General features: G+C 70.0%; 13 protein-coding genes and 1 pseudogene. 3 read left to right on the forward strand and 11 right to left on the reverse strand.

Annotation, left to right across the window (positions count from 1 at the left end):
• Positions 1–135: 135 nt before the first annotated feature.
• Together FHX32_RS19650 and FHX32_RS19655 are read right to left on the reverse strand one after the other, a co-directional pair.
• Positions 136–3,429: a LamG-like jellyroll fold domain-containing protein gene (locus tag FHX32_RS19650; protein ID WP_167184993.1), complete on the reverse strand. Its 3,294-nt coding sequence runs from the start codon at positions 3,427–3,429 to the stop codon at positions 136–138.
• A gap of 201 nt (positions 3,430–3,630) precedes the next feature.
• On the reverse strand, positions 3,631–6,396 hold the full coding sequence (locus tag FHX32_RS19655; protein ID WP_208418885.1) for a BTAD domain-containing putative transcriptional regulator: 2,766 nt from the start codon (positions 6,394–6,396) through the stop codon (positions 3,631–3,633).
• Positions 6,397–7,256: 860 nt separating this feature from the next.
• Here FHX32_RS19655 and FHX32_RS19660 point away from each other — a divergent pair.
• Positions 7,257–8,888: a GH39 family glycosyl hydrolase gene (locus tag FHX32_RS19660; protein WP_208418886.1), complete on the forward strand. Its 1,632-nt coding sequence runs from the start codon at positions 7,257–7,259 to the stop codon at positions 8,886–8,888.
• A 210-nt stretch (positions 8,889–9,098) separates the two neighbouring features.
• Here FHX32_RS19660 and FHX32_RS19665 read toward each other — a convergent pair whose 3' ends face one another.
• The 5 genes from FHX32_RS19665 to FHX32_RS19685 are packed head-to-tail and all read right to left on the reverse strand — an operon-like array spanning position 9,099 to position 14,829.
• On the reverse strand, positions 9,099–10,640 hold the full coding sequence (locus tag FHX32_RS19665) for a DUF3131 domain-containing protein (protein WP_167185002.1): 1,542 nt from the start codon (positions 10,638–10,640) through the stop codon (positions 9,099–9,101).
• Between the two features lie 29 nt (positions 10,641–10,669).
• Positions 10,670–11,518, reverse strand: coding sequence for a carbohydrate ABC transporter permease (locus FHX32_RS19670; protein WP_167185005.1), 849 nt, complete (start codon positions 11,516–11,518; stop codon positions 10,670–10,672).
• Positions 11,519–11,520: 2 nt separating this feature from the next.
• The gene (locus FHX32_RS19675) at positions 11,521–12,483 is read right to left on the reverse strand and encodes a carbohydrate ABC transporter permease (protein WP_167185007.1); all 963 of its coding nucleotides are present in this window, start codon (positions 12,481–12,483) and stop codon (positions 11,521–11,523) included.
• 1 nt (position 12,484) lies between these two features.
• Positions 12,485–13,753: a sugar ABC transporter substrate-binding protein gene (locus FHX32_RS19680; protein WP_167185010.1), complete on the reverse strand. Its 1,269-nt coding sequence runs from the start codon at positions 13,751–13,753 to the stop codon at positions 12,485–12,487.
• Between the two features lie 44 nt (positions 13,754–13,797).
• Positions 13,798–14,829, reverse strand: coding sequence for a LacI family DNA-binding transcriptional regulator (locus FHX32_RS19685; protein WP_167185013.1), 1,032 nt, complete (start codon positions 14,827–14,829; stop codon positions 13,798–13,800).
• 117 nt (positions 14,830–14,946) lie between these two features.
• Here FHX32_RS19685 and FHX32_RS19690 point away from each other — a divergent pair, with 117 nt between their 5' ends.
• Together FHX32_RS19690 and FHX32_RS19695 are read left to right on the forward strand one after the other, a co-directional pair.
• Entirely contained in the window at positions 14,947–17,364 is a 2,418-nt protein-coding gene (locus FHX32_RS19690) for a beta-galactosidase (protein ID WP_167185016.1), read from the forward strand.
• Positions 17,365–18,081: 717 nt separating this feature from the next.
• A complete protein-coding gene (locus FHX32_RS19695; RefSeq protein ID WP_167185019.1) occupies positions 18,082–19,221 on the forward strand; it encodes a DUF3103 family protein in 1,140 nt (379 codons plus the stop codon).
• Positions 19,222–19,736: 515 nt separating this feature from the next.
• Here the strand turns inward: FHX32_RS19695 and FHX32_RS19700 are convergent.
• The 4 genes and pseudogenes from FHX32_RS19700 to FHX32_RS34570 all read right to left on the reverse strand — a co-directional run.
• Positions 19,737–20,009: pseudogene (locus FHX32_RS19700) on the reverse strand (transposase); the annotation flags it as partial.
• Positions 20,010–20,469: 460 nt separating this feature from the next.
• The gene (locus FHX32_RS19705; RefSeq protein ID WP_167185022.1) at positions 20,470–21,270 is read right to left on the reverse strand and encodes a maleylpyruvate isomerase N-terminal domain-containing protein; all 801 of its coding nucleotides are present in this window, start codon (positions 21,268–21,270) and stop codon (positions 20,470–20,472) included.
• A gap of 283 nt (positions 21,271–21,553) precedes the next feature.
• Positions 21,554–22,930: a group II intron reverse transcriptase/maturase gene (gene ltrA, locus FHX32_RS19710; protein WP_167185025.1), complete on the reverse strand. Its 1,377-nt coding sequence runs from the start codon at positions 22,928–22,930 to the stop codon at positions 21,554–21,556.
• A gap of 962 nt (positions 22,931–23,892) precedes the next feature.
• On the reverse strand, positions 23,893–24,420 hold the full coding sequence (locus FHX32_RS34570; RefSeq protein WP_208418887.1) for a hypothetical protein: 528 nt from the start codon (positions 24,418–24,420) through the stop codon (positions 23,893–23,895).
• Positions 24,421–24,582 lie beyond the last annotated feature (162 nt).

Consider the following 24,582-nt stretch of genomic DNA (forward strand, 5'->3'; position numbering starts at 1 on the left):
GGGGCAGCCGCCGCGGGCGCCGGCGTGGCCACCAGACCGGCGGCCAGCACCGCGAGCGCCACTGCTCCGGCAGCGGTCCGACGCCCCATGATCCCTTGTCTCCGCACGGTTCGTCTCCGGATGCTCAATGGCTGACTACGGGTTGGCGATGGCGTTGTAGGCATCGAAGATCTCCTGGTCGCTGAGCACTCCGGAGTACGCCCGCACGTCGTCGATCCCGCCGGTCAGCCACTGCGAGAACGTGACGTCCGAGACCTGCCCGCGCCCCAGGACCAGGGCACCGCCCGCGTTCCAGGCGCTGGCATGGTAGGTCTCGTCCACGGCCTGCCCGTTGACGTAGAGGCGAAGCCGGTGGGCGCGGGCGTCGTACACCGCGGCGAGGTGGGTCCACGCCCCGGTGGTGGGTACGTCGAACAGGTCCACCGCCTCGCGCAGCGGTGACCCGGTCGCGTCCTGGTCAGAGCTGCGCACCGACCAGAGGTACGTGTAGTAGTCGTCGCTCCACGACCAGCCGAGGTTGAATCCGCCGACCTTGCTGCCGAGCTGGCTGACCGCGATGCCGTTCTTGCTCAGTGAGTCGGGACGCACCCACGCGGTGACGGTGTAGCTGCCGTCGGTGCGGATCGACGGGCCGCTGGTGGTGAGCACGCCGGTGGTGCCGTTGACCGCGACCGCGTTGCCCTCGACCCCGGCGACGCGGGTCACGCCACTGGAGGACCAGGTGGCCGGCCGCGTACCGGCGGAGTCGGCGGCGGTGGTCCCGGAGGTTTCGTTGAGTTTCCAGTGCCCGGCCAGCCTCGGCACCTGCTGCAGTTCACCGGCGAGCAGCACCCGGTCGTAGACGCGGACGTCGTCGATGTCGCCGGACCAGAAGTCGACGAGGGTGTCGTTGGTGAGCGCCCGGCCGATGGTGAGCGGACCCGTCCCGGTCCAGGCCGCGCTGTAGCTCGCCGAGCCCTGTAGGACGCCATTGACGTAGAGCCGGATCTGGCCCGCCGACTTGTCGTAGACGCCGGCCAGGTGCACCCACTCGCCCTGCGTCACAGTCGACAGGGAGTCGACGGTCACGTAGGCCGGCCGTTCGACGCTGTCGGCGACCGGGAACGACCACCGGAACTTGTCGCTGCTGGCCAGGTACTGAAGGTAGAAGGAACTGCGGTGGGTGCCGTCCTGGCTGAGCACGCCCCGGTTGCCCGACGAGGTGGTGAGACGCGTCCACGCCGACACCGAGAACGACTTCGACGTGTCGAGCACGACGCCGCTGGTCGCGGCGTAGTCGTTCGTGCCGTCGAGGTGCAGCGCACCGCCGGACACGCCGTCACCCCAGGTGGCACCGCCGTACAGGGTGGCGTCGCGCCCGTTGCCGGATCCGTCCACGGCGACCGTGCCGTCACCGGACTCGTCCAGGGACCAGTCGCCGACCGGGCCGGGTGGCGCGGCTGCGTAGAACACCACGGTCGCGACCTCGGACCGGTTCGCCGCCTTGTCGACCGACCGCACGTGCAGCCAGTTGACGAAGCGGTCCGGGGCGACGGTCACGGTCACCGACCCGCCCGCGGTCGACGGGGTGGCCTTCTTGCTCAGCGCCGTGGAGTCGCCGTTGAGCACGTACTCGTACGAGGTGGTGTCGGTGCCACCGTTCGCCGCGAACGTCACCGACGAACTGCTGCCCATCACCGAGTCACCCTCGGCATTGTCCGGGAACGCGGTCGAGGTCACCGTCGGGATCGGCGGGCGGCTCGTGTCGACCTGGAACTCGCACCACGAACTCCACGCGCTGTTGTCCGTGCCGTCCTCGGCGCGTACCCGCCACTTGGCGGTCACGCCGTTGCCGAACGCGCCGGACGGGATCTGCTTCGCCACCACGGTCGGGGTCTTGCCGGCCACCGACGCCGACGTCCACTCCCCGACCGGAGCCGTCCCGTCGACCCGCCACCACTGGAAGTGCGCCTTCACCGCGTTGTCGGCGTCGCTCACCGTGGCCCGCAGCGTCGGGGTGCCGGTGCCGATCACCAGCCGGCCGGAGCCGGTCGTGCACGTCGCCGATCCGTCGGTGGTCAGGTTCGTGGGCAGCTTCGGCACCGTGTTGTAGGTGATGGTGATCGACGGGTTGTTCCGGACCCGCTTCCACGAATAGGGATCCCGGTTCGACTCCGCCGTGCTCGACGCGCGCAGGCCCTGGGTGATGGCGTCCCAGCCGTTCTTCGCCGCCTTCGCCACGTGCGCGGTCACGCTGAACTCCGCGCCACCGGCCGGGCAGCTCGACGACCAGCCCTTCGCGAAGCTCTTCGCCGCCAGCTTGCTGATCCAGCTCGGCTGGCTGTTCCACGTCGTCGACGACGAGATGCCGCCGGTCTCCCAGACCTGCACCTCCCGGGCTGTGCACGAGTACGCCCACACCTCGTACGTCTGCAGGGTCGCCGAGATGATGTGCTTGCCCTTCACACCACTGACGTCGAAGCGGAAGAACGAGCGGGTTTTCTTGCCGTCGTACGAGTCGTAGCCGACCCGCGCCTCCTTCTCGGCGTCGTTGGCACCGTTGTAGAACGACGTGGTCGGCAGGTTGCTCCACACCTGCGTCCACGCCGTACGCGAGCCCGACCAGGAAGGGTCGATGTATACCGGGTAGCGGGTGGTCGCCCCGGTGAGCAGTTCGCGGTCCGGCACCAGGGCCAACTCGTCGGCGGCGATCCCCACCCGCACCGTACGGACCCGCCCGCCCGGCACCATGCGGGAGCCGCTGCCGCTGGAGTCCCACATGTACGGCGCGGGTGCCTCGAACACCGGCTCACCTATCGAGTCCACCGCAGCCAGGCTGCCGTCGTTCGCCGCCCGTACCGTCACGCCTTGGGCGCTCGTTGCCAGCCGCAGCCGGGTGAGCGCGGGGTTCGCCGCCGCCCGCGCCGATTTGACCACCAGCACCTGGGAGAAACCCTCCGGGTCGGCGCGCACCGTGAGATCCACGCCGGGCAGCACCTCTGGATACGTGGCCATGGCGCCCGACAGCACCGGGGCGGGCAGCCGGCCTGGCCAGCGCAGCGCCAGCTCGGACCGGTCGCGCCGCATCCGCACCAGCGGCGCGTCCCCACCGCCGGAGAACGCCATGTCCAGCACGCTCGCCACAGGCGCCACCGTGCCGTCCGAGGCGACCCGCAGCGTGGTGTCGACCGGCACCCAATCCGCGCCGCGCCGCACCCGCACCGGCTGCACAGACTGCTTCAGGGTGAACGTCCCGTCCGGGTTCGCGAACACCTGCTGCCGCTCGGTCCGCAGCGCGGTGGCTTCCACCGGCTGTCCGGAGGACACCGCCGCCGCGCGGGCGGCGGCCTCGCCCAGCGCCGACGGGCTCGGCGGTGCGGCGGCCGCGACCTCCGGCACGGGCTGGACCAGGGCCGCCGTTACGGCCGCGCTGATCAGGGAGGCAAGCACGGCGGCCCGCACCCGGCGGGGCGGGCGAGCGCTTCGGACCGGGACGGCCGGCATCGATGTGCTGCGGGCGGGCATCAGGACTCCCCCTCGACGTCAGGTGACCGCAGCATGATGGGGATGGCTATCGCGACGCCATCGACCCGGCAAGCCCGCTCGAGTGCCCGCCCGACAGGCTCCCCTACGACCACCCCTCCGGAGGCCTCACCCGCCTGCGGTCGGCACAGCCGAGGGGGGTAGCTTCTCCGCGTCCGGGTGTCCCAACGCGTCGAGGATCCGCAGCGCCTCCTGCCGCGATTCGCGTGCCGCCGCCTGGTTGCCCGCCACCTCGTAGGCGACGGCAAGCTTGCTCAAGGTCTGCCCCTCGTTGCTGAGGTCCCGCACCTCCCGGAACAGCTCCAGCGCCCGCCGATAACACGCCACCGCCTCCATCGCCTCGCCCCGCCGCTGGTGGATGTACCCGAGACTGTCCCAGGTGACCGCCTCACCGAACCGGTCCCCGGTCTCCCGCAGCAGAGTCAGCGCCGCCCGGCAGTGTCCGAACGCCTCGTCCAGCTCGCCGAGCTGGGCGTGCTGCCAGCCCACCGTGTTGCGGGCGTTGGCGGTCATCGCCGTGTCGCCGATCCGCTCGTACAGCACCATCGCCCGCCGCGCGTGGTGCAACGCCTCGACATGGCGACCGTCTCGCTCCAGCACCCAGGACAGGTTGCCGTGCACGTGTGCCGCGCCGGCCTCCTCGCCCGCCTGGCCGTACAGCTCCAGCGCCTGCCGCAGGTGGGTGTCCGCGTCGGACAGCATCTGCAAGCGGCTGTACGCGCGACCCAGGTTGCGGTGAGCGTGCGCGCTCGCCAGCGCCCCCGCATCACGCTCCGCCGCACCGACCGCTGCACGGTGGACCGCAACGTAGTCGTCCCAGTGTCCCTGCCGGTCGAAGTAGGTGACCAGTGTCCAGGCCAGCTGCCAGCGGTGCGCGTCGTAGCCGGCCGACGTGGACAGGACCAGCGCGACCAGCACCGGATGCTCGACGGTGAACCACTCCATCGCCCGGTGGGCGTCACCGATCGGCTCGGGTCGCGCCCCGTCGCACGCAGACGCGGGCGTGATCGCGTCCCGGTGGGGGTTCAGCCTCCTGTCGGCCGCCAGCGCCGTGTGCAGGTAGTGGTCGAGCAGCCGGTGGGTGGCCGCCCGCCGCCACGTCCCGTCGTCGTGGCGCCGGGCCAGCTCGGCGGCGTACCCGCGCAGCAGGTCGTGCATGCCGTAGCGGCCCGGGGACGGCTCGTCGGCCAGGTGGGCGCGGGTGAGCGCGACCAGTGCCCGGCGGACCGTCTCGATGTCCGCACCGGCCAGGCTCGCCGCGGCGGGCAGCGAGATCGTCGGCCCCGGGTGCAGGCCGAGCAGCCGGAACATCGCGGCGGCGGCGGCGTCGAGGGTGCGGTAGGAGGCCGCGAGCACTGCCCGTATGTCGCTGCGTGGCGCGCCCCCGTCGAAGGAATCGAGCCGGTCGTGGTCACGCAGCTCGGCGGCGAGAGCGGCCAGCGGGAACGACGGCCGAGCGGCGGCCCGCGCCGCGACGACCGCCAGGGCGAGCGGTAGCCGGGCCGAGGCGGCAACGATCTCGTCCGCCGCCGACTGTTCCCGCTGCACCCGGTCCGCGCCGATGCGTCGCGCCAGCAGCTGCCGGGCCTCGCCGGTGGTGAGCAGATCGAGCGGTACCGGCACCCCTCCTTCCGTCGCGACGATGCTGACGAGGTCGGCTCGGCTGGTCAGCACGGTGAAGCAGGAGGCGCTGCCGGGCAGCAGCGGATGCACCTGGTCGGCGTCGCGGGCGTTGTCCAGTACCAGCAGCACCCGCCGGTCGGCCAGCAGGCTGCGGTAGAGGCCGATCTGGGCGTCCAGGCCGGTCGGGATCCGGTCGGCCGGCACCTGCATCGCGTCAAGCAGGCTGCGGACCGCCTCGGCCGGGGTCGCCGCCGGGCCGGTGGGGTCGAAACCGCGCAGGTCGAGATGCAACTGCCCGTCCGGGAACCGGGCTCGCACCGAGTGTGCCCACCGCACCGCCAGCGCCGTCTTTCCGACGCCGGCGGTGCCGGTGATCGCGACGATCCGTGCCCCGGAGCCGGGCCGCACCGCCGCGTCCAGGTCAGCGAGCTGTCGGTTACGGCCGATGAACCCGGACAGTGGGGCGGGAAGCTGGCGGGGCACACTGACCGTCGACTCGATGCGCCTCGGCCCGTCGGCGCCGAGCACCAGCCGGTACGCGCGGCGCAGCAGTTCACCCGGATTCACGCCGAGGTCGTCGGAGAGCCGGACCCGGACGGCCGAGTAGACGTCGAGGGCCTCGGCGGTCTGACCACAGGCATGCAGGGCGAGCATCAACTGGGCGTGCAGCCGTTCCCGCAACGGATCAGTCTGCACGGCCTGCCGCAGCGACGCGATCACCTCAGCGTGCCGGCCGGCGGCGAGCTCGGCGTCGTACCGCGCCTCCATCACGGCGAGGTGGCGGTCCCGCAGGGCAGGCCCGTGGGCCTCGCGCAGCCACGCGGTGGTGCCGGACAGCTCCGGGCCGGGCCAGTCCTCCAGGGCCCGCCGCAGCAGGTCGGCCCGGACGGCCGCGTCGGTCTCCCGCTGCGCACGGGCCACCGCCGCCTCGAACTCGTGCAGGTCCAACTCGCCGGGCGCGATGGCGATCAGATAACCGGGTGGACGGCGGACGATCGTCTCGGCGCCGAGCCAGCGGCGCAGACTTGAGACGTACGTCTGGAGCTGACCGAGGACCGTGGCTGGCCACATCTCGCCCCAGGTGAGATCGAACAGCCGCTCTTGTGGGACCACCCTGCCCGCCCGCAGCAGCAGCGCGGCCAGAATGGTGCGCGGCTTGGGGCCGCCCAACGGCAGCGGTGCGCCGCCCTCGTAAACCGCCACCGGGCCCAACACGCAATAGCGCCGGTTCTCGTTCCGGTCGATGTTCACGGGCATACTATGGGTCACGTCCGGTGACGTCGAACAGCGCCGGGGCTCGTCACTCCTGCGGACCTGCTCCCCGCCGGGCGTCCCCTGGCCGACCTCAACGACATCGGCACGGGGCAACTACGGGGCGCCACGTACGCGGCGTCCTGCCCACCGGTCGGTCTGGACGAGATCGTGGAACTCGTCGCCCTGCGCCGGCTCATAGTCGTGGTGGGCGCGAGCGCGCCGGGCCGTCTCGGCACGGGCGTGGTCGCCGTGCCGGTCACCGACCTGACCCCGACCACCCTGGTCCTGGCCCTTGGCCGGAGGAGTCCACCGACCGCGCCGTCGCCGCCCTGGTCAACGCCGGATCGGCATTCCGCCCCGCCGCCACCCCGGCCGCCGCACAGCTGTCGCTGACCCCGCCGATGGGCGAGCGGTCGCGCGGTGGTCGGAAGCTGACCGCCCCCGATGGTGGTGGGGCCGGGTCAGAGTCTGTCTCGCTAACGGTGTTTCCGGCGATCTTGGTTAGCGATGGCGCTCCACTGTCAGCTACGGGGTGCGCAGGCAGGTCGCCCGCCGCCGGTAGCCGGATCGCACGACCGACGGTAACCGGTTACATTCCTCGAACCGGTTCAACCACGACCGCCAGGAGGTACCCGGTGACGAACGCCAGCGGACCCGAGTCGTCCGACGCCCGGACCGATTGGGAAGCCCGCATCGCCCGCCGCAGCGACGAAGGCGGCACGGCCGCGCTACCCGAGCTGCCACCGCCGGCCTGGCTCACCGCCACCCCCGGCCACGGACACGTCCGCCTCTCTTGGCAACCCGTCGACGGCGCAGTCGGCTATCTGGTGCATCGTGCAACGCTGGACGGTGATCGGGTGTCCGGGCCGTTCACCCCGCTGGACCACCTCGGCGGCGACGTCCTCTCCGTTCCCGACACCTGGTATGTCGACACCACCGGCACCCCGGGCGAGCGGTACGCGTACGCGGTGGCCGCCGTACCCGAGGTGACCGTGACCGGCGCGCTGAGCGACCCGGTCACGGCGGCCGCCCTGCCGACCGCCGAGGAACCGCCTACCGTCACGCTGCGCCTCGACGCGGACGCCGCGGGCACCACCCTGCACCGTCCCTGGCAGCCGATGATCGGCAGCGAGCGGCTGTCCCAGCTGCTCTGCCGGGACCGCTCAGGCGGCCGGGAGATCGGCATCGAACTGCTGGCCGCGCTCCGCCGGGTACGCGAGGAGATCGGCGTAACCACCGTGCGGGCGCACTCGATCCTGCACGACGACCTTGGCGTTTACCGCGAGATCGACGGCGAGCCGGTATACGACTTCAGCCGCGTGGACCAGATCTACGATCTGCTCCTGGAGATCGGAATGACGCCGGTGGTCGAGATCGGGTTCATGCCCCGCGACCTGGCCAGCGACCCGGACCGTACCGTCTTCACCTACCGCGGCATCATTTCCCCGCCGCGTGACTGGGACCGGTGGTCCGGGCTGGTTCGGGCACTGGTGGCACACCTGCTGGACCGGTACGGCGAGCAGGTGCTCGGTTGGGACTTCGAGGTGTGGAACGAGGCCAACCTGGAGGTTTTCTGGAGTGGCAGCCGCGAGGAATGGATGCGGCTGTACGACGTGACCGCCCGCGCGGTCAAGGACGTCGACCCGAGGATTCCGGTGGGTGGGCCCTCGTCGGCGGCCGCTGGCTGGGTGGACGCGCTGCTGGAGCATGCCGTGCGGTCCGGGGCGCCGGTGGACTTCGTCTCCACCCACACGTACGGCAGCCCGCCGCTGGACCTGCGGCCCACTCTGGCCCGCCTCGGCTTCCCCGACACGCGAATCCTGTGGACCGAGTGGGGCGTCACCCCCACCCACTTCCACCCGGTCAACGACGGCACCTCGGCCGCCACGTTCCTGCTCACCGGCATGCGGTCGGCCGCCGGCAGGGTCGAGGCACTGTCCTACTGGGTCGCCAGCGACCACTTCGAGGAACTCGGCCGGCCGCCGAGGCTGCTGCACGGCGGGTTCGGCCTGCTCACCGTCGGCGGTATCGCCAAGCCGCGCTACCACGCGCTGCGGATGCTCGCCCAGCTCGGCGAGACCGAACTGCCGGTACGGGCCGCCGGCGACGGCGCCGACGGCCTGGTGCAGACCTGGGCCAGCCGGCGCGGCGACGGCGGCCTGGCGATCCTGGTCTGGGTGTCCACCCTTGACCAGGACAAGCGGGACGGAGACCCGGCGCTGGCCCGGCGGATCCGGTTGGTCATCGACGGCGCGGCCGGCCGGCCGGCCCTGGTTTCCCGGCTCGACCGGGAGCACGGTGACATCACCACCCTCGCCGAGCGGCTGGGGGTCGCCGAGTGGCCGACCGACGAGCAGTGGGCCGCGCTGCGCGCTGCCGACCAGCTCACGGTGGAGAAGGTGCAGCCCTCCGCCGATGCCGGAGCGGCGGTGATCGAACTGGACCTGCCGCAGCCCGGCGCGGTGCTGGTCGAGGTGCCCCGGGCCTGACTCGTGCCCGCCACGACTGGCGCCCTCCGCCGGGTACCGGCCAGTCATGTCCGCGGGACCGTCCGGCCTCGGCCCGGCCTCCGTCGCGCCGGCCACCGGCAAGATCCTGCTCGATCAGGGAAGTAGGGCCCGGCGGCGGCGGCCGAGGGCCCTACTTCCCTCCTGCGGCGCGATCGACTGGATGGGGACCGGCTACCTCCTACGATGCCGTCAGACGGCTCCGCGCAGCTGTGGAAGGTTCTGGTTGGCCGGCACGTTGAACGTCTCCTGGGCGATCAGTGGACGGATCCGGCGTTCGAACTGCGGCGAGACGAACGCGCGGCGGAGGAGGTCGTTGGCGAGCTCATTGCCGAGCGCGCCCATGATCATGGACTGGTCGAGTGAGAGGTAGCGCTTGGCCACGGTGCCGCTGCCGACCGCGATCGCGTCGTAGAAGCCGCCGGGGCCGTACGAGTCGTAGTTGGCCTTCAGCCGGGCGAGGTTGTCGACGCCCGCTGCCTTGGCGTACGGGAGAGCGAGGAATACCGCGTGCGGCGTCACCACGCCGTCGCCGTAGTCGGGGTCCGGGCCTGCCGGGCGGCAATCGCCGAACCCCGCATCAAACTTCGACCGCTCCATGTCGGACGGGTAGCCGTCGGTGTCCATGCCCATCGCGTCGACACCCCAGGCCAGGTAACCGCCGGCCGGATCGCTGGCCGGGGAGAAACCCCAGTAACCGTACCCGGCGTCATTCATCCCGTGCTCGATCTGGCCGGCGACTGTCGCGGGATGGTTACGACCCCAACTGTTGGGCGCCCACCGCGCCTCGGGCACGAACAGGTCGGGCATCAGGGCCTCGAACATGTCGCCGCCCCAACTGGGTACGAACTGGATACCGCGGTACCGGTACGCGCCCTCGTACACCGGAACGTCCTCGTAGGTGGTGTCGAAGCCGACCGGCTGCATCTCGTGCCAGCTCCAGTCGCAGGTGGCCGGCAGGGTGCGCATCGTGTTGTAGTAGGCCTTCGGCGGGATCTGGCCCATCGCGATGCCGAGGTACGTCGCGATGCGCGGCTCGGTGACGGTGATGTCGTAGTGGTTGCAGGTGAACCAGACGCCGTCGCGCTGCCGCGAGCACCCCGGCGGTGGCGCGTCCCAGAAGCCGCCGGCGATCAGGCCGCTGGCCCCGAACGGGGTCGACGCCGCCGGGTTGTAGTAGAAGCCGAAGTTCATCTTTCGCAGGATCGCGTCGGCCTTGCCGCGCAGCTCCGGCACGGCGCCCTTGACCACGTTGAGCGCGGCCGCGAGCCAGCCGTTGTCCACGCTGGACAGGAACGGATAGACAGTGTTGCCGTTGTCGGGCCAAACCGTGACGACCGAGCCGTCCCGCGGGTCGTACCAGTTGTAGTACATGCCCGACGCGGTGTGGTGCTTGAGCCGGGCGAGCGTGTCGAGGGTCCTGGCGATCCGTTCGCGGGCTTCGGCGGGCGGGATGATGCCGAGTTCGCGGGCGACCACCGCGGACCACAGGTAGCCGCCGATGTTGGTGGGGGACGTGTAGGTGGCGCGGCCGCCGGCGGCGAGGTCGCCGGTGATGTTGTCGGCGACCAGGCCGGTGCCGGGGTCGGTCATGGCGGCCATCGACCGCCACGTGTCCTTGGCATAGCGGAGCAGGGCCCGGTCGGGACCACGCTCGTCGGGTGCCGCGACGGCGGCCGAGCCGCCTGCCAGCACGAGTGCCAGCGCGAGGAGCGGTGCGAGAAGGCGTCGCATGAGTCTCCTTGTCTGGTTCCGGGGATGGGTCACTTGATTCCGGTGGTCGCGATGCCGCGCAGGAAGTGCCGCTGGAGAAGCAGGAACACGATGAGCACCGGGAGCACGACGACGACCGCTCCCGCGAGAAGCAGACCGTAGTCGGTGCGGTTCTGGCCGACGCTGTAGAGCGCGAGGGCGACCGGCAACGTGTACTTGTCCTCTGTGGTGGCGACCACGAGGGGCCATAGGAAGTTGTTCCAGGAGGCGAGGAACGTGAGGATCCCGAGGGTGGCCAGTGCCGGCCGGCACAGCGGCAGCACCACCCGCCAGAAGATCCGGAACTCGCCGGCGCCGTCGACCCGGGCCGCCTCGATGAGGTCGTCGGGGATCGACTGGAGAAACTGCCGCATGAGGAACACGCCGAACGGTCCGACGAGGAACGGCAGGATCAGGCCGGCGTACGTGTTGGTCAGGCCCATGTTGCTGACCAGCACGAACTGCGGCACGAAGGTCACCATGCCGGGCACCATGAGCATGCCGAGCACGGCTAGGAAGAGCACTCGCTTGCCGGGGTAGCGCAGCTTTGCCAACGCGTACCCGACGAGCGAGCAGAACAGCACGTTGCCGACCGTGACCACGGTCGCGACCAAGGCCGAGTTGAAGAAGTAGAGCGGGAAGTCCAGCCGGGAGAACAGCTCGCGGAAGTTGTCGAGCGTGAACGTCTCGGGCCACCAGGTCGGCGGCACCTCGCGGATCTCCCGCTCCGGCTTGACCGACGAGAGGGCCATCCAGACGAACGGTCCGGCCACGGCGAGCAGCCCGAGGACCAGAACGACGTGGAGGAGCGTCCTGGCGATCCGGTCACGGGTACGCAGGCTGGTGTCCTTCGTGGCCATCGTCAGTTCCTCTCTCCTAGCAGGCGGAACTGCACGACCGACAGCGCCACGACCGCCAGGAAGAGCACATAGCTGGCAGCGGCCGCGTAGCCGTAGTTGCCGAAGCCGAACTGGTTGTAGATGTGGAACGACACCGACAGCGTCGAGGAGAGCGGGCCGCCCTGCGTCATGACGAACGGCTCCTCGAAGAACTGGAGATAGCCGATGCCGGTGACCACCCCGCCGAAGAGCAGCGTCGGCCGGAGCATCGGCAGGGTGACGTTGCGGAACTGCTGCCACCGCGTCGCGCCGTCGAGCGTCGCCGCCTCGTAGAGGTCGGCCGGCACCGCCTGGAGTCCGGCCAGGAAGATCACCATCAGGAAACCGAAGTTGCGCCACGCCGCCATGACGATCAGCGACGGCAGCGCGAGCCTGGTGTCGTACAGCCAGTTCGGCCCGTCGATCCCGACCAGTCGCAGCAGGTTGTTGACCAGCCCGATCTCGGGGTCGAGCAGAAAGCGCCAGACCACCGCAATCGCCACGATGCTGGTCACGACCGGCAGGTAGAAACCGACCCGGAACAGCGCGCGGAAGCGGACGAGCCCGGAGTTGAGCGCGGTCGCGGCGGCCAGGGCCAGCACCATCGTCAGCGGCACGCCGATGACGACGAACACCAGCGTGTTGACCGACGAGCGCAGGAACAGCTGATCGGAGAACAGGCGGGTGTAGTTGTCGATGCCGACGACGTTGACGGCGAGCGGGTTGCGCAGGTCGGTGGAGCGCAGGTCGGTGAAGCTCATGGCCAGCGAGACCACCACCGGCAGTGCCATGAACACTGCGAACAGCACGGTGAAGGGTGCGGAGAAGGCCCAGCCGGTCAGCGCGCGCCGCAGGCGTTGACGTCGCCGGACCGACCCGGCGGGCCGGTCGGGGCTTCTCGCCCCGGCCGGTCGCGCCGGTGCCGTCGCCGCGGGGGCGCTGGCCATGTCAGCTCCCGGCCCCGATGGCGCTCGCCTTCTCCTGGATCGCCTTGGCGGTCGCGGCCGGGTCGGCGTTCTGCTTGCACAGCTTCTCGACCTCAAGGTCGAAGGCGGCCGCGATCTGCTCCCAGGTCGGGATCGACGGCGGCGCCTTGGCACTCTTGAGCTGCTGGCCGAACGCGGCCAGGAACGTGTCGCCGGAGAGCGTCGGGTCGGTCCAGGCCGACTGCACGGCAGGCAGGTCCTTGACCGCCTGGTACCACTTGACCTGCACCTCTGGCTTGCTCAGCCACTGCACGAATTTCCAGCCGCCGTCACGGTTCTTGGCGTCCTTGAAGACCGCGAGATTGCTGCCGCCGATGAACGAGGTCGACGACTTCTTCGTCGGCATCTGCGCGAGCGCGTACTTGTCCTTGAAGCCGGCGCCGCCCTGCTCCTCGACGATGCCCATGTGCCATGGGCCGGAGATGAACGCGCCGATCTCACCCTTGACGAAGCCGGGCTCGAGCGAGCCGTCCGGCAGCGCCGTCGGGGACAGGCCCTCCTTGAAGAAGGACTGGTAGTAGCCGAGCGCCTCGGTCATCTCCGGTGTGTCGAAGCTCAACTTGTTTGCGCTGGCCACGTCGGCGCCGTTGGACCAGGCGAACGGCATAACCGACTGCCAGCTGCCGGTCTTGCCGGGTTGGAGGTTGAGGCCCCACTTGGCGCCGGCCTTGTCCTTCATGCCCTTGGCCATGGCCTTGAGGTCGTCCCAGGTCTTCGGGCCGTCCGGGAACCCGGCCTTGGTCGCCAGGTCCTTGCGGTAGTAGATCAGCCGGGTCTCCACGTACCAGGGGACGCCGTACGAGGTGTTGTCGACGTTCGTGGTGTCCCAGGCGCCGGGGAAGAAGTCGTCTTTCTTGATCAGGTCCGGCGGGGTCGGGTCGAGCGCGCCGGACTTGGCGAACTCGCCCTGCCACGTGGTACCGATCATCGACACGTCCGGCGTCTGCTTCGCGGCGATGGCGCTCGCGATCTTCTGATGCGCCGCGTCCCATGGCACCGCCGTCACGGAGACCTTGGCGTCGGGATTCTCGGTGGAGAACTCCTTCGCGAACTCAGCGAGCTTCTCGCCTTCGGTCCCCATCGCCCAGACGGTGATGTCCCCGCTCGCCTTGCCTGCCCCGACGGACTTCGCCTCGTCCTGGCTGCCGCCCGAGTCACGGCCACAACCGGCCAGCGCGACCGACGCGGCCAAGGCGACCGCGGCCGCGGCGGCTAACCGCCTACTTCTCATGTCGTACCTCCGAGGGTTTGGTGGTTTTTAGGGGTGTGAGCTGTTCACCTGCCCGTATCTCCAGTCGGCGGCGCCGTGCAGCCGCAACTGCCGCGCAGGACGAGTTCCGTGGGCAGCACGAGATTGCCCGCGGGGGTGTTGTCGGGCTGGTCGGCGGCACGCAGGATCAGCCGGGCCGCCTCGGCGGTGAGCTCGCGTACGGGTTGCCGGACGGTGGTCAGGGAGGGGGTGACGAGGGCGGCTGCCGGCACGTCGTCGAAGCCGGTGATGACCAGGTCCTGCGGCACCCGCAGGCCCCGGCCGAGCGCGCCGACCAGCACGCCGAGGGCGATCTCGTCGTTGGCGCAGACCACCCCGCCTGGCTGGGGCGCGTCGCCGCCCAGCAACTGCTCGGCGGCGAGCAACCCGTCGGCCTGCTGCATGCTGACCGCAACCGGCTCGGCCGGTGGCTCGACGCCGAGATCGTGGTGCGCACGCCGGAAGGCGGCCCAGCGTTCGCTGACGTCGGGCGAGCCCGCCGGGTTGCCGACGAAGGCCAGATCGCGCAGGTCGTGGTCGGCGATCAGGTGACGGGTGAGCGCCAGCATGCTGCCGGCGTTGTCGGCGCGCACCGAGGGGATGTCGCCGGGTCCCTCGCCGGCGACCACCACCACGGGGACCATCCTGGCGAGCCGAAGCAACGCCTCGTCGGAGATGGTGCCGCCCATGACGGCGACGCCGTCCACCCGTCGGCCCATCTCCAGCACCTGATCATCGGAGTCGGAGCGCAGATGCGTGCAGAGGATGTGCACGCTGGCCCGCGACCCCACCGCCTCGGACTCGAAGCCCTGGATCAGCTCGGTGAAGTAGGGGCCGGACAGACCGGGAAAGACCAAACCGAGGGCACCGTGCCGGCCGGCGGCCAGGGCCCGGCCGAGGTGGTCGGGGCGGTATCCGTGCTTCTCGATCGCCTCCAGCACGCGGCGGCGCATCTCCTCCGAGACCTGGCCGGTCCCGTTGGAAACCCGCGAGACGGTGGCCACGGAGACACCGGCGAGCTTGGCGATCTCGCGAACCGTCATACGGCTGTTGCCCATCGCTCCCTCAATCCGTAACGTGCCTCACAGAAACCGGTTTCAGGCGACCATAGGCAGCCGCGAGGAAGTTCACAACCCTCGGGTCCACAATCTCCCGTGCGAGGAGGCCTGCCCCAAATGCCAGAAGTACTACTGCGGGATCACCGAATCCTCGTCGACGGCCGGCCCGAGCTGCTGCTCGCCGGTGAGGTGCACTACTTCCGCGTCCCCCGGGCCGACTGGCCGGTCCGGCTCGACCAGCTCCGCGACTGCGGCGGCGACACCGTCGCCACCTACGTGCCGTGGCTGTGGCATGAACTGCCGGACGGCTCGGTCGACCTGACCGGGCGTACCCACGAGCAGCGCGACCTGGCCGGCTTCCTCGACCTCGCGCACCAGCGCGGACTACGGGCCGTGGTCCGCCCGGGCCCGTTCGTCATGGCCGAGCTGAAGAACGAGGGCATCCCCTACCGGGTGTACGCCGAGTACCCGCGCCTGCTCCCCACCACCTGGGACGGCGCGCCGATCAGCACCCGCACCATCGACTACCTGGCGCCCGAGTTCCTCGCCGCGGCCGACGGCTGGTACGCCCAGGTGATGCCGCTGGTGGCGGAGCGGCTCGCGCCGCGCGGCGGACCGGTGGTGGCGGTCCAACTCGACAACGAGATCGGCATGCTGTCCTGGGTGACCAACTCCCCCGACCTCACCGACGGCCTCTGCGCCGACCTGGCCCGCTGGGCCGTCGAGCGGTACGGCAAGGACACCGCTGCGGCACGGATCGGCGCCGACCCGGCCGACCCGGCGGCGTGGTCCACCGCCCTGCGCACCCCGGCCGAGGAGCGGTCGCTGGCGCTGCACGACGACCTGGGCCGCTACATGCGGGACCGCTACCGCCGGTACGTGGCGGCGCTGCGGGCCAGCGCCGAGCGGCACGGGGTGACCGGGGTGCCGTTCCTGGTCAACGTCCATGGCACCGCCGACCGGCGGGGCCGCACCTTCCCGATCGGGATCAGCCAGTTGGTCGAGGCGTACCGGGGGCAGCCGCAGCTCACCTCGGGCTCGGACTACTACCTCGGCGACCTGACCGTCGGCAACGTCGCCGACCTGTACGTGTCCAACGCCTTCCTGGCCGCCACACACGACCGCGCCCAGCCGCTGACCTGCCTGGAGTTCGAGGCCGGCAACGGCGACTACGGCGAGGACCTGTCCACGCTCTACCCACCCGAGGCGATCGACCTGAAGACCCGGCTCTGCGTGGCGCAGGGCAACCGGCTGCTCAACCTCTACCTGTTCGCCGGCGGCCACAACCCGCCGATGGCCGAGCCGGTCGGCGACGGCAACAACCGGATCGCGTTCACCGGCGAGCGGCACGGCTTCGCCGCCCCGGTCGGCCCCGAGGGGCAGCTCAACCCGACGTACGCGGCGGTAAGGCGGACACTGCAGGCCGTACGTGGGGTAGGCGACCTGCTCGCCGACGGCGACGAGGAACACGACGGGTTCGCCCTCGGATTCGTTCGAGACCACTACCTGACCGAGTACCACCACCCAGCGTCCATCAGCCGGGCGGAGCAGGTCGCCGAATTGGAACGGTTCCGCGGCATGGGCGCGCGGGACGTGCTGGCGCGGGCACTGCTGCTCGCCGGCTACTCGTTCCCCGCAGCGGACCTGCAGGCCCCGGGCGACGCAGCACACGTGCCGGGCGGCACACCGCCGGTGCTGGTGCTGGCCACCGCCCCCACCCTCGGTTCGGACGTTCAGCAGCGGCTGGTCGACCATCTGCGGGCCGGCGGCCGGCTGCTGCTGCACGGGCCGCTGCCCTCCCGCGACCACGACGGCACGCCGTGCACCCTGCTAGCCGACGCGCTCGGGCTGCGGCCGGACGGCTGGCTGGAGGGCGGGCCACACTACTTCCCATCGGTGGTGGGCCACGACTGGGCGGCCGGCCCCGCCGAGGTCCGGGTCGGCTACGCCCAACTGCTCGCCGGGCCCGGTGAACGGCTCCTCACCGAAGTCGGCTCCGGCCGGCCGTGCGGCACCGAGGTGACCGTGGGCGCCGGCCGGGCTGTGGTGATCGCCACCGACTACCCATGCCACCTGGACTTCTGGCGAGCAGCACTGAACCGGCTCGGGGTGCGACCCCGGCTCCGGCACGACGCAGGCGACCCCGGGCTGCTGCTCACCTCGACCGTGGACCGGTCCGGCCAGCGGCTGCTTCACCTGGTCAACGTCGCGCCGTCGGCGATCGAGTTCGGCCTGTGGCACCGGGACAAGCCGGTACTGTCCGGCCGGCGGCTGCGCATCGGCGCCCGCGCCGGGCTGATGCTGCCCGCCGGAATCCGCGTCGGGCCGGCCATACTGGTGGAGAGCAGTTGCGAACTGGTGGCCCGGAACGGCTCGGAGGTGCTGCTCCGGCCGACCCAGCCCGAGGATGTCGCGATCTTCGCCACCGACCGGCCGGTACGCACCGACCGGGGTGAGGTGACCGTGGCCGGCGATCGGACCATTCTGACCGTCCAGGCCGCAGATGGCGAACCGGTCCGGGTCAGCGTCGACTGACCGCCGTACCGGATGACCGCCCACTCACAGATCTTGGTCGACTGCTTTCTTACCTGGAGCCCCGCCCTCATCGATCACCCGGACCCGCCACACCCGGCCTGAGCTGCAAGATCAGCTTGGCGGGAACCCAGGGGTATGCCGTACCAGCGCTGCTCGCGGCATCCAAAGCAGTCGCCGCCCGGCGACGCCGGCGGACAAAGCTGATCCGTACGATGAGCACTTCGCTGTCGCCGAAGAGGTCACCGAACGGGAAGCGCTGGTCAGACCCTTGCCAGTGGGATGGATCCTCCGGAACTCAGGACGACGCCAGACCGACAGACGGTCTTACATAGATGTACACCGATCATTGCGCTCGTAATCGGCCCACTTCGGCCGTCGACCTGGAATCCCAGGCACCCACAGCCGCCGCTTCAGCCACGCCGACCACTTCGGTCTCCTCTGGGCGGCCGCGCCAGAACGCCGGAGGGCTTCACCGCAGGTCCCGGGCGATCAGCTTGGGCATCTTGCCTGCCGCACGAAGGGCCCGTGCCCGCGCCCCCAGCTGGTTCGAGGTCACCCGGCCATCCCGGTGCCGGCGCAGCCACCGTCAAACCTGACGCCTTGCGTTCACAAACGGATCATTGACGAAACCTTCATGCGTATATATCAATCTTCTATCGCCGTCAGCATCTCGATCACCGCCACAAGTCGGTGGCCGGGACACGCAGAGGAGTCCACGTGAACCCACGTACCTTCCGCCGCGCCGCCGTGTCGCTGGGCATCGCGGCCACCACCCTGGCCACAACGGTCGCCACCCCGGCGTACGCCCGACCCGACCACCCGGCACCGGCAACCGTCGCCGCCAGCCCGGTCTACCACATCCTCGACGGAGTGGCCCGCCAGGTGGCGGGTGCCTTCGCCGACCGGTCCACCATGCATCGGCTGAGCTCCGCCACCGCGACGGGCCCGGTTGACCTGCTCACCGTCAAGGTGAACGGCCCGCTTACCGAGGACCTGCGCTCGGCCAACCAGCGGCTGTTGATCGCCAAGGGGTTGCCGGGTGGCACCGGCTCGTTGCTGAGGTTGCGGCTGGCCCACCCGGACATGCGCGCGGAACTGGCCTACGGCGAGGCGCCGCTGGTCGCTGCCACCCCGGCCGACGACTCGGTGACGAGCGTGACCGCGTACGACCGTTCCGGTGGCGAGGTGGTGCTGGACGCCGCCCAGGTGCCGCAGCGGCCGGTGTTGCTGGTCGACGTGGACACCGAGCAGGCGCTCTCCGCCGGCCTGACGATGATGCGCGAGGAACTGGGCGAGCTCGGCATCGGCCAGACGGCTTCGGCGCGGCCCGCGTCCCGTGCCTCGGCTGGGGAGATGACCGCCGCAGCCGGTTACTGGGCCACCAAAGTCGACGCCATCCGGCTCAGCGACGACAAGGAACCCTGGATCAAGGGCGCTGCCGAGATCTACAACATCGTGGCCGGGTTCGGGCTGGACGGCAAGGTCAAGGTCGACCTGGTGCAGATGCCGTACCTGGACCACGACGGCACCACGTACTACCCGAACCAGCTCCTCGTGCACTTCTCGTCGTACAAGTACAACCTGGCCGACGTGGTCATGATGGAAGACGACGGAGACACCAACTACTCGGCGCTGGTCAAGGCGATCGCCAACGCCCTGCTGGTGATCGTTGACGGTGGCGCGTACACCCCGCTGGTCAACGCGATCCTGGACGCCATCCCGACCTCCTGGTACACCGACGACCCGGACTTCGTGGACGCCTGGTACACGCTGAGCACCGCCAGCAGCGGCCGGAAGAACGGCGCGGCCGCCAACGGCTGGATGGACATCAGCCCGTACTGGGTTGCGCAGTTGTGACCCGCTGCGGTCGGATGTCACCCCGGCCTGCCGGGCGCTGAGTCGACGGCAGCCTCTCCGCGTACCGTGCGGGGAGGCTGCCGTGTCTACGTCAGTCGCGGATTTACCTGCAGCGTCGGAGTACCGCACGTCTCCACCTCAAGATCAGACAGCAAACCGGTCACGAACCCCGCTGGAGCGTCCGCAAGCTCGCCGACCACCTGCGCGTTCACTCCCCGACGGGTCCGGGTGGGGCCGGGAACGGCTGCGGCAGATCGCGCACCGACACTGGATCACCTTCCAGAGGACCAAGACGTGGAAGGAGTCCACCGACCCGCAGCGTGACGCCAAACTCGCCCGGATCGAGTACGTCAGCGGCCACTTCCCGCAGCGGGTGTTCGCCTTCGACGAGTTCGGGCCCCTGGTCATCCGACCGCAGGCCGGCACCGGATGGGCGCCGGCCTGGCGCCCGCGCCGGCTTCCCACGAACTACCACAAGCTGCACGGGATCCGGCAGTTCCACGGCTGCTACAGCATCGGCGAGCGATCCGCGGACGGATGCCCTTGGCCCGCACAGCCCGGCGGTACTTGTCGTGGTCGTAGGGCGGTCGGCGAACAGCTGGTCGGGGCGCTGGCGGGGTCGGCCACGGCGGCCGCGTGCCGGTAGGATCTTTGTCGATCAGCGGGAGCAGTTCGGTGACGTCGTGGCGGTTGCCGCCGGTCAGCGACACTGCCAGAGGGATGCCGGCGCCCTCGGTCAGGACGTGGTGCTTCGAGCCCGGACGGGCGCGGTCGACCGGGCTCGGACCGCCTGGTCCTTCAAGCCGCCGAAGACGCCCGCTACATACGATGACATTGGCTCACGGTCTCTTGATCCGCTTGTTTCAGAACCAGGTACACCCTGCTTGGCAAGCATCCGAACGGGCGCTAGCCTGTGGACGTGCCCCAGGAGCCGCCATGGTTCATCGTCGTTGCTCTGGTCGTGCTTGCGGCAGCCAGTTGGGTCCAGCCCTTCCGAAACCTTCGCGCACCTGCGGCACTGTTGGTGATGACCTACGGAGGCTTTTTCGGAGCCGCGATTGCGCGCGAAGCAGAGCGATGGCTGATCGCGGCTGTCCTCGCGACCGTTGGGCTGACCGGTATGGTTTGGGCACAGGCGTGGTGGATCTTGGCCCTCAGACGCCACCGCCGGGATCATCCGGAGGGCGCGCCATCCGAGCCTGCCGGCATGCACCGCGTGCGCGCTCCCAGTTGGCGAACCCGCAGGCGTTACACGGACGGGTCCCAGGCGATGAGCTGGTCGAAGATGCGACGGTCGCCGTCCAGCTTCAGCTTCAGAGAATCCGGCGGTATGCGGCCGTAAAAGAACAGGACCAGGTCACTGGCCGTGCCCCGGGCGGAGGCGTCGGCCGTGTCCGGGTCCGGGTCCTCGCTGGCAGCCGGCGCGCCGACGCGGGCGGCCCATGCGCCGTCGCGGGACAGCCGAAGGCGCCAAGAGCGGCCCTCGGTGGCGTAGTAATCGACGACGGCGGGTTCGTGCGGCCAGGCGACATCCGTCGAGCAGAGGGTGAACTGGCAGTCGTCGAAACCGTCGAGGGCGACCTCGTTCGGCAGCGGCTGCGGGGCACCCACGGTGAGCTGGACGTCGTAGGTGTGCACCGCGATCTCGGGAACCTGGCGCCGCGCCCATGCACCGGAGGTTTGCGGTGACTGCGAGTCACCCCACCACGTCCAACAACCGCGGTCCGGGCCCGCCTCGCGCAGCGCGCTCGTCAGTCGCTCGACGGACTCGGTCCACCAGGCCAGGAGAGCCTCGCGTTCCCGAGGCGCACCCGTGCCGTCCTCCCAAGCGGACTTCTCCGGGGGAGCGTCTGCAGGCCCTGCGGCGACGATGGCGGCCGACTTGCGGCGGCCCATGCCCACGTGTTGCACGAGATCGAACAGCGTCCGCTCGGGATGGGTCGGCACCGGCATGTCGAGGCTGGGCGCCGCAGCGACCGCGGCGCGGAAGGCGGTCGACCGTTCGTCAATCAGCCGCAGATGATCAGAGAACGTGAGAAATTTGTGCACCCCGGCTTCCTATCACTGTGCTCCGACAACCGGACAGCGATTTCAACAGCCGCCGCGGCGGGCGCCGCGGCACTGGCGCGGCAGGGTTCCACCCGCCGTGACCTGCCCGTCACGATGGAGGGTCGGGAGCTGGCGCGGTGGCGTGCCATTGCGGTAGGTCCAGCAGCCTTCGAGTTCCTGCGGTTTCCCGCGCGGTTGTCCCACTGCTGTGACCCTGGCCTTGACGTGCCCCGTTTCCAGCTCCCGCCCGTCAAACCGTGCGTGCGGTTCTCCCGCACACGGCTTACCGACGTCGTTCACCGCCGGCATTCGGCTTGTCCCGCCAGGGCTTGCCGGCCCTGGGTTGCACGACGATTCCGTAGAGCCTGACCAGGCCGAACTCGTTGGGCGTGAAGTTCAGCAGCGCCCAACGGCCGAAGTGTCGGCTGCGGCGATAGCGCTTGCTCAACCACAACGCGATCCGCATCCGCACGTAGTACCTGATCTTGCTGAAGCGTTCAGCTGAGTGACCGTACTTGAAGTAGGCGGTCCAGCCGCGCAGGAACTGGTTGACGTCCTGCACGATTGCTTCAACAGGTAGCAGCAGCCTGCGCCGGGCGGTCAGGTCCCGGATCCGGTCACGGGCGTGCTGCATGGCCTTGTCCGCAGGCCAGCGGGCGAGGAACGTGAACGGGCGTTGTCCGTCGCGAGGCCGGGACCGCACCAGGCGGTGGTGGAAGCCGAGGAAGTCCACGCCTTCCCCACCAACCTGCAAGTGCACGATCCTGGTCTTGGCCTCCTTCGGCTCCAGGCCGAGATCGGCCAGCAACTGCCGCAACCGCTGCAGGGCGGCGTTGGCTTGCTCGCGGGACTTGCACATCACCAACACGTCGTCGGCATACCGGACCAGCACCCCATGCTCCCGCGTCGACCACACCCGATCGAGGCGGTGAAGGTAGACGTTGCAGAGCAACGGGGAGATCACCCCGCCCTGCGGGGTGCCGGTCACTTCCCGACGGACCAGACCGTGTTCCATCACTCCTGCGCGCAGCATCACCCGCAGCAGCTTCAACAGCGCCTGGTCGCAGACCCGTTCCTCAACCGCGTGCATCAACTCCTGGTGCGGTATCGCCGAGAAGCAGTTGGCGATATCCGTCTCGACCACCCACCGCCTACCCCGCGCGGACTCCTCGATGAGCACCTGCAGGGCATCGTGCGCCGAACGTTTCGGGCGGAACCCGAAACTGCACGGCAGCATGTCCGCTTCAAAGACCGGCTCGAGCACGATCTTCACCGCGGCCTGCACTATCCGGTCACGAACCGACGGGATCGACAGCGGCCTCAACTCGCTGCTGCCGGACTTGGGGATGAACACCCGCCGCGCCGGCAACGGCCGATAGCTGCCGTCCCTGAGCTCGCGCGCCAGGTCATCCAGCAGCCGGCCAACGCCGTCCTGCTCGACCTGGTCAAGGCTGGTCTTGTCGATGCCCGGCGCGCCGTCGTTACGACGCACCGCGACCCACGCCCGCCACAAGACGTCCCTGCGCAGGACTTTGTCTCGCAGCGCGTGGAACCGACGTCCGGGATCGGCCTTGGCCGCCCGGTACAGCGCACGCTGCAAGGCACGGACCGGATCAACGATCGATCCGCCAGCGGCGGGACTAGCCGAAACGGCACTCACCGGGCCCCTCCTCAACACCACACGCACCGACGAAGCAGCGGCCCTTCCCTCACCGGCGGTTGTGTTGTCCGCCCGGCTCGATCGGTACTACGACCGCCTCCGACGCCCTCCCGGCCGGTCGCTCACTTCCCGAGATCATCGGTTATAGAACGCCGCGCTTCCGGTGACATACGCGCAGGTCACCGGGCCGGGGAGGGCCTCCCCAGTTCCCGCCGCCACTATCTGAACGTTCCGCGCCCCATACGCCGAGGAGTCCTTCACGGCTGCAATCCAGGTGCTTCACCGCTTCCATGGCCTTCACCCCGATTTCGAAGGGCTCAGCACTCCCCTGTGCCACCCTCACGGGCAGCTGAGTAACGACGCCGCAGGCTTCGCTTCACGCTACGGACCGCTCAGTCGCTCCCCCAACAGGGCTTTCGACACTGGGCTTCGACCCGACCCGTTTCCAGACCGAGCCGCCAGTCTGCTACCGGGCCTCCTGGCAGCTACCCGGACCGGACTTCCACCGGCAAGCGACGACGAGCTTACGAACGAAGATCAACCACCTACACGATCAACCTCCACTCTGCTGGGCGCACGAAAAGGGCTCACTGACGGCACCGGTGATGCATCTGTTCGCCAGGTGCCCGAGCAGCATCGTTCGTACCCGGCTCGGCGGCGCTGAACTCGACACGCCGTAGCCCTATCCGATCCGGTAAAGGCAGCGACGCGGACGGCGGTTGGGCAGGCGGCGGCAAGGCGACCGACCAGCCGCCGGCGCTCGCACCTGACGATCCGCCGCCGCTGCCGTGACGGTGTCATGCGACCCCGACCTCAGCCAGTGCCCTGAGTTGAGCGATGTCGTCCAGCACCGCCCGCAACGCAGCGGCGGAGTCGGCGAGGCTCACGGCGACTGGGCGCCCATAGACGGCCACGTCACGTGACGTGGCGACGCGACCAATGCATCTGCACATCAATGTGATCTACGCCACTGCTAACGCTGCGTCTGCAGAGGACACCAGTTGCCGCCTTACCGGACGGCCGGACCACTGAACGACCGCGCGGCAGCGCCGGGTCCACCAACCGTCCGCGGCGGGCCGGCCACGGCAGCGACGACACCGCCGCCCGGCCCCTGAGGCGGCGGTGTGCACCACCGACGCCGGAACGCCGTGGTCGTGCGGTGGTGCTGCCGAGCGCGTAGAGGAGGGTGTCGTATTCGAGCGGTCGACACCGCCGCCGACGGAAGGAGTGACGGTCCGATGCTCGACGTCGACGCTGGTGACGCGTGCCAGTCGTAGCCGGATGTCGGTGCGCGCGAATACCTTCGCCAGCGGCCGGTGGCGTAGCTCCTGCCCGACGGCGAGCTGATGCGGACGCAGCCGCTCCACGAAATCGGGTTCGGCGTTGACTACGGTGATCTCGAAGTCGTCGGAGTGGAGCTGGCGTGCCAGGAATGTGACGGAGAAGGCACCGGCGTATCCGGCCCCGTGAACGACGATGCGGTGCTTCATGTTGAGACTCCTGTCTGGTTCGCGTGCTTGCTGAACGAGATACCGCTGGCCGCGATTTTCCGACAGCCTTGACCAGTGATGTGGATCACTCCCCGGAGCCTCGTCGGTCGACGATTTCCATGCGGAACCATCGGTGCGTCGATCGCACGCGAGCCCATAGGT

The organism is Micromonospora sp. CNZ280, assembly GCF_011759515.1.